This is a genomic window from Siphonobacter sp. BAB-5385 (genome assembly GCF_002261125.1).
Classification (GTDB): domain Bacteria; phylum Bacteroidota; class Bacteroidia; order Cytophagales; family Spirosomataceae; genus Siphonobacter.
On the sequence record NZ_NMPS01000204.1, the window covers coordinates 1 to 12064 of the forward strand.

A 12064-nucleotide genomic window follows, 5' to 3' on the forward strand; every position below is an offset into this window, starting at 1 on the left:
AGCTAATTAGCTAACCCCTTTTTCATTGAATGCTTTATTCCGAACTAACTACGAATTCGCTTGGCTACGTAGGCCCACATCCGCGAAGGAATAGAAAGAACCCACACGAGTATATTGAATACAAGATAGAAAGCCGCGATAATCGGATACGCCAGAATGAAAATGATATTAAACACAATGGCACCGGGAGTTACGTATTTCGAACGTTCGGGTCTTTTGATCATACACGTGAGTTTAGAATATGTGTAGTAACGACAAAATTTTGAAAAGGTTCCACGAATGGCCTAGTTTTCAATGGGTCCGAAGACTGAATAAGCTGTAAAGGGGTAACTTATTCCAGCGAAATCAAATCCTGACAACTACTGCACGGCCAGGTAACTAACTTCAGCCCGAATTCGTCGATCCGTAGGCATGAGTTTCTCGAAAGCCCGGGCCGAAAGCCGAACGACCACGCGATCCGCCAAACCCGTATCGGGCAGTTTACCAATTACTTTTACAATCACACTTTGGTTATTGGCTTCGTTCCGTACGGTCAGCATGGTTCCTATGGGAGCAGACCGGTGGAGAGCCAGGTATTTTCCCGTTTTATCCTGAGCGTCAATCAATTCGCACAGACCCATTTCTACTACTTTTTTCGCTCCGGTACCGGCATTTGGCACGGGTTCGTTTTCCGTACGAACGGGCGTCAGTACTTCGGTTTCAGGCTTGGGCACCGTTACGGGTTTGGTAGCGGTGGGTTCAGGCTTTGCCTTCGTTGAATCGGGTTTTTTCGGTTCTTCTTTTCTGGGCTCTTCGGGCTTGCGGGGTTCTTCGCGGGCCTCCGGTTTCGTAACCATTACGGGAGCTTTGGCCACCTCGGGCTTGTCCTTGGTAGGCTCGGGTTTGCGGGGTTCTTCCGGCTTACGAACCTCGGGTTTAGTAGCTGGTGCCACTTCCGTTTTTGTAGGTTCGCTCACGTACAAGACCTGATCGAGTTTGACCGTACCATCCGCCGACAGGTTGTTCCAGCGTTTGAGGTCAGCCGTACCTACGTCGTATTTGCGGGCAATACTGAATAGCGTCTGGCCCGGTTCTACCTTGTGGGTTTTACCGGAAGTAGAGGATACAACAGTCGGTTCTTCGCGACGCTTCCAGTTGCGGGGAATGTATACCGTTTCCTGCGAACGCAGATTACCGGAAAAATCCGGATTGACTGCTTTAAACTCGTCGAGCGTAACGTTGTATTTTTTTAATAAACTATACAGCGTTTGTCCCGATGTCACTTTGTAAACAATCAGGGTTTTACCGTTTTTCCATTCGGTACCAATGGAGTCGACAGGGGTAGTAAGGGCTGAGCTGTCTAGCGAAATCAGACCAAAAAATCCAAGGAAGAAACAATTAAGATACCGCATGCCAGCAGAGATAAACTTGATCTTTAATGAATACGAGTTGGTTACGCCAAACGATAAAGGTGGTATGACCCAGGCCTTCACCGGTCTGAAGCGACTCGTGAAAGAGTACGTTTCCAGCTTTACTAACGACCAAAAGATCATTTTTTAGCTTTTCGGATTCGTAAAAATAGTAAGAAAAAATGATCGAATCCTGAAATTCGAGGTAATCGCACGCACCGATGGGTTGTTGACCGGTCAGATGCCGAATAAGTTTTTGTAACGCAAACAGGTGTGAACTGCCCTCGGCGTAGTGAACCGGAAAGCGAGCCGTTTCTTCCCTAATCTCATTCGAAATGATAGGTACGGGCTTGCCCGTTCGCAAGTCCAGAAACCGTTCTTCTTCGGCCGAAATTTTTACCCGAAGCGTTGATCCTAAGGTTTCCAGCCAAACGGTTTCAGTACTGGACCAGAGTTGTTGCCCCGTACGAGCGTCGAAAGCTTCGAGGTGAGTAGGTTTCGGTACGCTGGGTTCTCCGAAGGTATGAAGGATAAAAATCCCCTGAAAGCATCCCAGTACGTTCGTCCACCAGGGAATTTCAATGCGTACTAAAGTGGAAAAATCCTCATTCTGTACCTGCAAAGCCTGTACAAAAGCGGTTTTACGATCCGCATCCCGCAGTTCAATACCAAGCATGGGCTGCGAATAGTCCGGTAGAATTTTATAAATGGAATGCTCAACGTTCAGAGAAGTCATACGACTTGGAATAAAAATTTTGATTTTACAATCTTATGGTTTTGCCATCCGTTACAGAAGTAGGGTAAAAAATAAGTCACCTTACCTATCTTGCTGGTAAATCACCAACGGTCTTTGTATTTTTTGTTTTTCTTTCAACTGATTATAAATCTTCGATTATACGTATGCAAAAGTATTCCATCCTGTGGGCCGACGACGAAATTGATCTTCTTAAACCATATATTCTTTTCCTTACCCAGAAAGGGTACGATGTAACCCCCGTCAATTCCGGAGCGGATGCGTTGGAACAATTGGAAAATAATACCTTCGATGTTGTCTTTCTGGATGAAATGATGCCGGGCCTGACGGGTCTCGAAACCCTTGCCCAGTTGAAGCAGCAGTGGCCGAACCTGCCCGTGGTGATGATTACGAAATCCGAGGAGGAGCACATCATGGAAGGGGCCATCGGATCTAAAATTGCTGATTACCTGATTAAACCGCTGAATCCCAATCAGATTCTGCTTTCCGTTCGTAAAATTCTGGAATCGAGAAGATTGGTGGAAGAAAAAACCAATCTGAGCTACCAGCAGGAGTTTCGGCAGCTTTCCATGCAGTATCAGGACCGGATCGGTCACGAAGAATGGGCCGATATCTACAAGAAGCTCGTGTACTGGGAACTGGAAATCGACGCCACGCCGAATAAGAGCATGGAAGAGGTGATGAACATGCAGAAATCAGAAGCTAATGCAAACTTCTGCCGGTTCATCGAAGACAATTACGAAGACTGGATTAACGAGCCCAAAGCCGATAAGCCCATTTTGTCGAACATGCTCCTGCGGAAAAAGGTGTTTCCGCATTTGCAACCCGGCAATCCGCTCTACTTCATTCTGATTGACAATTTCCGCTACGATCAGTGGAAACTGATCGAACGTGAGTTGACGGAGTATTTCACGGTGGAGGAGGAAAGCCATTACTATTCCATTTTGCCAACGACGACTTCCTTCGCCCGTAACTCGATTTTTTCGGGTTTGCTGCCCAGCGAGATTGAGAAACAGTATCCGCGTTTGTGGGTACACGATATTGAAGGAGATCAGAAAAACGATGAAGAAGGACTCAACGTGCATGAGGAAGAATTTCTACAAATGCAGTTGCAGAAAAGCCGCCTGAGCAACATCAAAATGTCGTATCACAAAATTCTGAACGTTAATCAGGGAAAAGCACTCGTTGAAAACTTTAATAATATCGCCACGAATGATTTAGTTGCCGTTGTGTACAACTTCGTGGATATGCTTTCGCACGCTCGTACAGACTCAGCCATGATTAAAGAGCTGGCGGCAGACGAATCTGCCTATCGCAGTCTAACCAACTCCTGGTTCCAGCATTCGCCTTTGCTGGAATTTCTCAAGAAAATCGCCGAGAAAGGCGGCCGGGTGGTACTGACGACCGACCACGGTATGATTCGCGTACAAAAGCCCGTACGGATCATTGGTGACCGTTCTGTCAATACGAATTTGCGGTATAAACAGGGGAAAAACCTGAATTTCGATGAAGATCACGTGCTCGTATGCCGTCGCCCCGAAGCTTTTGGTCTGCCGAAATACAATGTTTCGTCAGCGTATGTTTTCACACTAGAGGATTACTTCTTCGCGTATCCCAATAATTACAACTACTACGTCAATTACTACAAGGATACGTTCCAGCACGGAGGCGTTTCCTTGGAAGAAGTGATTGTACCGGTTGTACAATTGAAAGCAAAGTAGATTACCTTTAAAAAGCAATAAAAGCCACCCGTTAACTCAGGTGGCTTTTATTGCTTTTTAAGACTTTTCCGTAAAAATTATTTATGTATAGTAAGCATATAACTTTAAATACACTGACAAATTTATCTTACTTTGCACAGTTTAATAAGATGTCATAAACCCCCAGCTTATTAACGAATATATATACCACCCTCAGAAATCTATGCGTTGTTTTACCTTCCTAAGTATCCTATGCCTTTGTATCGGATGGAACCCTGTCATTGCTCAAGATAGTACGCGTAGTTTCGGTACGTACTTTGTGCAGGCAGCAACTACGGCATTATCAAGTTCAGATCGAACGGCTTTCTGGCTTCAAACGAACCAATACGGAACGATCCCAACCACACCCCAAGGCGGTTTATTATCTGCAGGGGTATATTACCGAATTCCACTTTCACGGCGAGCCAATCGCTGGTCCATTGACGCTGCTCTGGAAGGCATCGCTCAGACCCAAAACCCCAAATTGAATGGGGTTCTCACCGAAGGGTATTTACGGTTGAATTTCAAGAACTGGGAGTTGTACGGAGGACGGAAGCGGGAGTTTGTGGGCTTGTCGGATACGCTAACGGGTATGGGTTCCCTGAATTGGTCAGGCAATGCTTTGCCGATTCCCCAGATTCACTTTGGGACGAAAACATTCATCCCCGTACCGCTGGTAGGAAAGTGGCTCAAATTCAAAGCTTACTATACGCACGGCTGGTTTGAAAACTATAACTCCTTTACGAAGGACGCTTTTCTTCATCAAAAGGGTCTGTATCTTAAATTTGGGAAGGAAGATTGGACCATCAATCTGTATGGAGGCTTAAGTCATTTTGCACAGTGGGGTGGGTATGCTCCCAGTTTGGCCGACGACCCAGGTTTGTTGTCCAAGCATGGAAAATTCAATCAATCAGCCTTTGCTTACTGGAATGGCGTGGTATTGGCGAAAAGTATGCAGGTACATTACGGTTATAAAGGATATCCTATAGACGATTTTATTTCCATTGATGTAAATCGGATTGGTAACCATTTAGGAACAGTTGATGTAGGAATGGAAGTTAAAAATTGCAACTATAACCTATTCTTTTATCGGCAAAGTATGTTTGACGATGGATCTCTTTTCTATTTGGTTAATATCGATGATGGATTGAACGGCGTACGCTATTTGAATAAAGTACAGCAGGCCTCTGATTTCCACTTGAAACGCGTAACGCTCGAATGGTTAAGCACGGTAAGCCAGGGTGGAGATGAATTTATTATTGATGATGCACAGAAACGAGGCATTGATAACTACTTTAATCACAGTCAGTACCAGGATGGCTGGACTTATTTTGACCGTTCCATTGGCGTACCTTTCATACAACCTGATAGTGAGTTGAAAAAAGAGGTACGAACGAATGTACGTGGAATGCCTAACAACCGGGTACAGGTAATCAATATGACTTTGGCCGGTCAATACAAGCGACGTACCACCTGGGAGATTCGTACGTCTTATAGTTTAAACTTTGGTACGTACAACAACATCACTTACGATACGAGTCCCTACTACAATGGTCCACTGAAGCAATTTTCTGGCTTAATTCGAGTGGGGATAAAAATGCCCTGGTTAAAAGGAAGTGAAATTTCCGGAGCTGTTGCTTACGACCGGGGTGAAATCTATGACAATACGTTGGGTGGTTATTTAAGTATTCGGAAGTCAGGGATATTCGGCCGATAAATGATTAATGAAAAAATAATAAAACCGCCCAAAGCAATCGCTTTGGGCGGTTTTATTAGGTATGGGCAGATTTCTGCGTTACAAAAAAGGAATACTTCAATAAATAGATAGAAAAATCTACTTCGAGGGTGATTAGTCAAAGCGGTACCCGCTTTAATTATTTTGATTTATATAATTATTAATAGATATTTGGCGTTAAATCCACAGTATTCTTGGACATTTTTAGTAGTACTTTTTAGAAAAAGTACGGAGAATAGATCTGAAGCTTCGTAGAATTAACCTACCTTAATGTATAAGTTTTTTGGCCTTAGCTTTCTTTTAACAGCCTTTACCTGCAACCTACTTTATGCTCAGGACAGTACTCGGCAGCATGGAGGAACTTATTTTGTACAATTAGCTACAACGGCTTTATCTACGTCGGATCGAACCGCTTTTTGGCTGCATGCGAACCAATACGGGGTGATTCCTACCAAGCCGCAGGGAATGCTGGCTTCGGCTGGGGTACAGTATCAGATACCTTTGTCCCGACGCTCCGATCGCTGGTGGCTGGAGGGAGCCATTGAAGTCATGGGGCAGACCAATAATCCCGAATTTAAAGGGATTGTTAACGAAGGGTATTTACGACTGAAATACAAAAAATGGGAACTTTACGGTGGGCGGAAACGTGAATACGTTGGTTTGTCTGATACCCTGCTGGGGATGGGTTCTATGGTTTCTTCTACAAACGCCCTGCCTATTCCGCAGATTCGTATTGGTACATACGACTTTATTCCCGTAATCGGCCGATGGTTGCACATGAAAGCTTACCTAACTCACGGTTGGTTTGAGAATAGTCGCCCGTTTGTTCAAAACGCTTATTTGCACCAGAAGGGCCTCTATGTGCGTTTGGGTACGAAAAACTGGCCCATCGTCCTGCACGCGGGGGTTAACCACTCCGTACAATGGGCTGGCTATGCCCCGGCCTTTATAAACGATCCCGGAGACATGGCCCGTTATGGACATTTCGAAAAATCATGGTTAGGTTATTGGGGTGTGTTTTCCGGACAAAGCATGGCTAACTATGCCGTCGCTAACCCTGGAAAAGTGATTGTATTCGACCAGAATCGAATTGGTAACCACTTGGGAACGATTGATATGGCTCTGCAATGGAGGCCTGCTGCTTTTGACGTCTTCCTGTACCGGCAAATTATGTTTGAAGATGGCTCGCTGTTTTATGAACTGTCTACTGCCGATAGTTTCAATGGTATTCGCTGGAAAAGCAAGATGCCTAGTTACGCAGCCTTTTCTCTTAAGCAGGTTACGGTCGAATGGTTAAGTACCATCAATCAGGGCGGTGATCAATTTGTGGATACTGATCCCAGAAAACGTGGGAAGGACAATTACTTCAATAATAGCCAGTATCAGGATGGGTGGACATACTTTGGTCGGGGTATAGGTACTCCTTTTGTAACACCGGATGCCGACTTAAAACCCGGCGTTCGTCGGTATGCATTAGGCTTTTCGAACAATCGAGTAGAGGTCATTCACACGGGTTTGGCCGGAACCTTCAAACGAAACACTTCCTGGGAAATGAAACTTTCCTATAGCCGAAATCGTGGTTCGTATGTATTGCCTTTCGATAAATCCCTGCAACAGTTCTCGGGCCTACTGCGAGTAGGTACGCGATTACCGTGGCTGAAAGGTGGCGAACTGAGTGGGGCGATAGCTTACGATAGGGGTGAGCTCTATGAAAATACGCTGGGAGCTTACATAAGCCTACGGAAGTCAGGATTTTTATAAATCGTATCTTCAAAAAAAGAGAGCGAATCCCAGAGGATTCGCTCTCTTTTTTTGAAGATACTTCCTATAGATAATCGCGTTCGACAACTTTACCGTTTTCGCAGCGTAACATCCGCTGGGGAAACTTGCGAATCAGATCAAAATCGTGGGTAGCCATCAGTACGGACATCCCCGATTTATTAATGCTGAGAAAGAGACGCATAATGTCTTCCGACACTTCGGGATCGAGGTTTCCCGTCGGCTCATCAGCCAGTAGTATTTCCGGATCATTCAACAGGGCCCGGGCAATGACGACGCGTTGCTGCTCGCCACCCGAAAGCTGGTGAGGCATTTTATTCATCTCTCCGCTCAACCCAACGCGTATCAGAACTTCGGCAATCCGGGTTTTCATCTTCATGGAATCCGTCCAGCCCGTTGCTTTAAGCACAAACTCCAGGTTTTGAGCAATGTTACGATCCATGAACAGCTGGAAATCCTGAAAAACAATGCCCAGCTTCCGCCGAAGAAAAGGAATGTCTTTCCGACGAATGGAATTGAGTTCGTAGCCCGCGATCTGTACCGAGCCTTTCACCAGGGAAAGATCGGCATAGAGGGTCTTGAGCAATGAACTTTTCCCACTGCCGGTCCGGCCAATGAGGTACACAAACTCGCCCTTCTGAATGGCAAAATTGATATTTTCCAGTACTTGTTTTCACCGACTGGTAAACATCTGTATTTAAAACCTGTACCACAGGCTGGTTGACAAACGGAATCATTATAAATCTGAACTTTTGTCTTGTAAAACGACCGACTCGGTCCGATAGTTTAAATTACCCCCAAAATCAGGTATGCAGGGAATGAGGGTCAATATTAGGAAACTACTTTGGAAAGCCGATCAATAGGGACTAATTTTGTACGAAATTGAGTTCTTACTCAGATAATGACCGTAATGTAAGCAGCCCACTGCGAAGAGAACGGAACACGGAGCTGATCGTCAGAAAGTTAAATAGTGATTGATGCTTCGTTCGTACGGATTTTCGCGGTTTTAATCCAACTTTACATTACCTATCCCAGATCGTTGATCTAACATATGGAAGCTACGCAAACGTACATCCCTTACAAAGTAAAAGACATTTCCCTGGCCGAATGGGGTCGCAAAGAAATTCGCCTGGCTGAGGCCGAAATGCCCGGTCTGATGGCCATCCGGAAAGAATACGGCCCGCAGAAACCCCTGGCAGGTGCTCGCATCGCGGGTTGTCTGCACATGACTATCCAACGGCCGTTTTGATTGAAACGCTGGTTGAACTGGGTGCTGAAGTAACCTGGTCTTCCTGCAACATCTTCTCTACGCAGGATCACGCCGCTGCGGCCATCGCTGCCGCAGGTGTATCGGTATACGCCTGGAAAGGCCTGAACGAAGAAGAATTCAACTGGTGCATCGAGCAAACGTTGTTCTTTGGAGCCGAGCGTACGCCCCTGAACATGATTCTCGACGACGGTGGTGATTTGACCAACATGGTTTTCGACGACTATCCCGAGCTGATTGACGGTATCAAAGGTCTGTCGGAAGAAACTACGACGGGTGTACATCGTCTGTACGAACGTTTCCGCAAAGGAACGTTGTACCTCCCCGCAATCAACGTAAACGACTCGGTTACGAAATCGAAATTCGATAACAAATACGGCTGTAAGGAATCACTCGTAGACGCGATTCGTCGTGGTACGGACCTGATGCTGGCCGGTAAAGTAGCCGTAGTAGCTGGATATGGTGATGTAGGAAAAGGTTCTGCGGAATCACTCCGGGGAGCGGGTTGCCGCGTACTGGTGACGGAAATCGACCCGATCTGTGCCCTTCAGGCTGCTATGGACGGTTACGAAGTAGTAACGATGGATAACGCCGCCCCACGGGCGAACATCTTCGTAACGGCTACGGGTAACATCAATATTATCAAAGATCGTCACTTCAAGGCGATGAAAGATAAGGCGGTTGTTTGTAACATCGGTCACTTCGACAACGAAATCGATATGGCCTGGCTGAACGCGAACTACGGCTCAACGAAATCACAAATCAAGCCTCAGGTCGATCTGTATACGATCGATGGCAAAGAAGTGATCGTACTCGCCGAAGGACGTCTGGTAAACCTGGGCGTAGCGATGGGTCACCCTTCCTTCGTAATGTCGAACTCGTTCTCGAACCAAACGCTGGCTCAGCTTGAACTCTGGACCAATACGGACAAATACGAGAAAAAAGTATACGTACTGCCGAAGCACCTCGATGAGAAAGTGGCGGCTCTGCACCTGGATCACATTGGAGCTCAACTCGAAAAACTCGACGTGGAGCAGGCTGATTACATTGGTGTAACGGTAGAAGGTCCGTTCAAATCGGATCTGTATCGCTACTAATTAGCCGTTCAGTACACGGAAAAGCCGGGCGTTTGCACAAACGCCCGGCTTTTGTTTTTTATTTGCAGTCAGCGGAACCCTTCTACCGGCATTATGAAAAAGGTATTCTTCGGACTCTTGCTTTTCGGATATGGTCTGGCGTCTGGTCAACCAACGCCGCAGGTCAGCAATGGGCTGAATCGGTTTCGTTCCAATTACGACGTTGGCTTCTATGACCTGAATGTGAAAGTCAACCCAACGACCGAATCTATTCAGGGAACTGTAACCATTCGGTTCAAAGCTCTGGAGAATCTGTTTCGGATTCAGTTGGATCTGGTACCGAATCTGGAAATAGTAGAGGTAACGCAGGATGCTCAAACGCTGAAATTCCTGCGGAATGAATCGGTGGTCTGGGTGGATTTTCCCGAGCCGCTGCGAAAAGGAAAAATCACCACCATTCAGGTAACGTACCGGGGCAAGCCTCAGGCTATTGCCGGTGCCGGTCAGGTGGGCGGTTTTGACTGGCGGGAAAACTTGTCCGGTAAAAGCTGGATCACCGCTTCGACCCAACAGACGGGCGGACGGCTGTGGTGGCCCTGCAAGGATGACTTTTCGGATAAAGCAGATTCCATGCGAATTCACGTGGTGGTACCCAAAGAGTTGACTGGGGTATCGAACGGACGCCTGGAGAGCGTGTACAAAAATCGACCGGATGGGTACTGGTCGTACAACTGGCGAGTGAGCTATCCCATTCAGCCGGCGGGCGTCACGCTGTATGTCAGTAACTTTCAACGGATTCAGGATCAATACGAGGCCTTGGATGGGGCTCAACTTTCCCTTGAATATTACGTCATGCCAGACCGCATAGCGAAAGCCCAAAGTCATTTTCAGCAGGTAAAAACCATGCTGAGTACCTACGAAAAGATTTTCGGGAAGTACCCGTTCTGGCGGGATGGATACCGGCTGGTGGAAACGCCTTTTCAGGGAATGGCTCCGCAGGGAGTAATTCCCTACGCGAACTTTTACCGGAATGTACCAACGTATGATTTCGATTATACGATTGTCCACGAAAGTGCCCATCATTATTTCGGAAACAGCGTTTCCTACCGGGATCAGGCCGACGCCTGGATTTCGGAAGCTTTCGCTACGTACGCGGAAATTCTCTATCTGGAACGAACGAAAGATTATCGAACGGCACTCGAACGGCTCAAAGAGTATCGAAAACTGATCAAGAATACCGAACCCTTGATTGGTCCTTCAGGTGTAGAATGGTTACCCGGAACCCAGGATCAAGCGTATAAGGGGGCCTGGGTTTTACATACGCTACGAAAGGTGGTTAATAACGATTCCCTGTGGTACCGTACCCTGCGGAAAATCCCCGAACGTTTTGCTTATCAGGCTATTACAACTGAGGAATTGGTGCGTTTTTTCAATCAGGAGCTGGCGATTGACTGTACCGCTTTTTTCAATCAGTACCTGTTTCATGCTGATCCACCCGTTTTTGAATTTACGTCGGTTGATAATCCCAAACGCTTTAAACTGACCTACCGCTGGCGTACGAAAGTACCCGGTTTTACAATGCCCGTTCGGGTAACCTTTGGGGACCGCTACGAAACGCTACACCCCACGAACGAGTGGCAAACGGTGTATCTGAAAAAGGAAGATGGTCAGCAGTTCCGGCTGGATACGGATCGTTTTTACATCTTCGGCAGTCATTTACCATTGGAATAATGCAGGGTCTTGGTACGGGATTTTCTGCTTAATTTCCATGTACTAATAGAGATTTTAGCCATGTCTGATGTAAAAGAACTCACGCACGAAGAGCAAATCAAGCTGCTCAAAGATAAAATCAAAGACGTACGGGTAGCGATGTTGACTACCTACACCGAAAATGACGGCCTACGAAGTCGTCCGATGGCTACGACTGCATTGGAAGACGACGGTACGCTGTGGTTTTTCACCCGGGAGCATTCCCGTAAAACCGATGAAGTTGAACAGGAGCATCGCGTCTGCGTAGCCTACGCCAATCCGGAAGAAAATACGTACGTAAGCGTACAGGGTCGGGCCAAACTGGTAACCGACAAGGCCAAGATGGAGGAGCTTTATACGCCCGTTCTGAAAGCCTGGTTTCCGGATGGGATCGACGATCCAGAACTGTCCTTGCTGAAAATTAGTATTGATGAAGCTGAATTCTGGGATAGTTCCTCAAATAAACTGGTCAATGGCTTCAAAATGCTGAAAGCCGCCATTACCGGAACACCTTATAACGACGGATCACACGGTAAGGTAACTTTGTAAAGCACAAAGCTTTTATTTCTATAAACGA

The 12064-nt window shown here is 46.5% G+C and carries 8 protein-coding genes and 2 pseudogenes; 6 read left to right on the plus strand and 4 right to left on the minus strand.

Going from position 1 to position 12064, the window contains the following annotated elements:
- Window positions 1-44: 44 nt before the first annotated feature.
- From BWI93_RS20095 to BWI93_RS20105, 3 genes are all read right to left on the minus strand, one after another.
- Window positions 45-224 carry a hypothetical protein gene (locus BWI93_RS20095; protein WP_094814610.1) on the minus strand — a complete coding sequence of 60 codons (180 nt, stop codon included), beginning with the start codon at window positions 222-224 and terminating at the stop codon, window positions 45-47.
- A 135-nt stretch (window positions 225-359) separates the two neighbouring features.
- Window positions 360-1391, minus strand: coding sequence for a LysM peptidoglycan-binding domain-containing protein (locus BWI93_RS20100; RefSeq protein WP_158242696.1), 1032 nt, complete (start codon window positions 1389-1391; stop codon window positions 360-362).
- A complete protein-coding gene (locus BWI93_RS20105; protein ID WP_094814614.1) occupies window positions 1378-2124 on the minus strand; it encodes a DUF4905 domain-containing protein in 747 nt (248 codons plus the stop codon). Before BWI93_RS20105 ends, BWI93_RS20100 begins: the two co-directional genes overlap by 14 nt.
- A 164-nt stretch (window positions 2125-2288) precedes the next feature.
- Between BWI93_RS20105 and BWI93_RS20110 the strand changes: the two genes are divergently transcribed.
- The 3 genes from BWI93_RS20110 to BWI93_RS20120 all read left to right on the plus strand — a co-directional run bounded on the left by BWI93_RS20110 (window position 2289) and on the right by BWI93_RS20120 (window position 7377).
- Window positions 2289-3863 carry a PglZ domain-containing protein gene (locus tag BWI93_RS20110; RefSeq protein ID WP_094814616.1) on the plus strand — a complete coding sequence of 525 codons (1575 nt, stop codon included), beginning with the start codon at window positions 2289-2291 and terminating at the stop codon, window positions 3861-3863.
- Between the two features lie 202 nt (window positions 3864-4065).
- Window positions 4066-5598: a capsule assembly Wzi family protein gene (locus BWI93_RS20115; protein WP_094814618.1), complete on the plus strand. Its 1533-nt coding sequence runs from the start codon at window positions 4066-4068 to the stop codon at window positions 5596-5598.
- 459 nt (window positions 5599-6057) lie between these two features.
- Entirely contained in the window at window positions 6058-7377 is a 1320-nt protein-coding gene (locus BWI93_RS20120; protein WP_176454285.1) for a capsule assembly Wzi family protein, read from the plus strand.
- A 64-nt stretch (window positions 7378-7441) separates the two neighbouring features.
- Here BWI93_RS20120 and BWI93_RS20125 read toward each other — a convergent pair.
- Window positions 7442-8129: pseudogene (locus BWI93_RS20125) on the minus strand (cell division ATP-binding protein FtsE).
- A gap of 317 nt (window positions 8130-8446) precedes the next feature.
- Between BWI93_RS20125 and ahcY the strand changes: the two are divergent.
- The 3 genes and pseudogenes from ahcY (at window position 8447) to BWI93_RS20140 (ending at window position 12036) form a co-directional block, all read left to right on the plus strand.
- A pseudogene (ahcY, locus tag BWI93_RS20130) lies at window positions 8447-9759 on the plus strand (adenosylhomocysteinase).
- Window positions 9760-9852: 93 nt separating this feature from the next.
- Window positions 9853-11469, plus strand: coding sequence for a M1 family metallopeptidase (locus BWI93_RS20135; protein WP_094814622.1), 1617 nt, complete (start codon window positions 9853-9855; stop codon window positions 11467-11469).
- Between the two features lie 60 nt (window positions 11470-11529).
- Entirely contained in the window at window positions 11530-12036 is a 507-nt protein-coding gene (locus BWI93_RS20140) for a pyridoxamine 5'-phosphate oxidase family protein (protein WP_094814624.1), read from the plus strand.
- Window positions 12037-12064 lie beyond the last annotated feature (28 nt).

Bases quoted from the DNA above. Each gene is read 5' to 3' on its own strand.
- BWI93_RS20095 (WP_094814610.1), bottom strand. From the start codon at position 224: ATGATCAAAAGACCCGAACGTTCGAAATACGTAACTCCCGGTGCCATT.
- BWI93_RS20100 (WP_158242696.1), bottom strand. From the start codon at position 1,391: ATGCGGTATCTTAATTGTTTCTTCCTTGGATTTTTTGGTCTGATTTCG.
- BWI93_RS20105 (WP_094814614.1), bottom strand. From the start codon at position 2,124: ATGACTTCTCTGAACGTTGAGCATTCCATTTATAAAATTCTACCGGAC.
- BWI93_RS20110 (WP_094814616.1), top strand. From the start codon at position 2,289: ATGCAAAAGTATTCCATCCTGTGGGCCGACGACGAAATTGATCTTCTT.
- BWI93_RS20115 (WP_094814618.1), top strand. From the start codon at position 4,066: ATGCGTTGTTTTACCTTCCTAAGTATCCTATGCCTTTGTATCGGATGG.
- BWI93_RS20135 (WP_094814622.1), top strand. From the start codon at position 9,853: ATGAAAAAGGTATTCTTCGGACTCTTGCTTTTCGGATATGGTCTGGCG.
- BWI93_RS20140 (WP_094814624.1), top strand. From the start codon at position 11,530: ATGTCTGATGTAAAAGAACTCACGCACGAAGAGCAAATCAAGCTGCTC.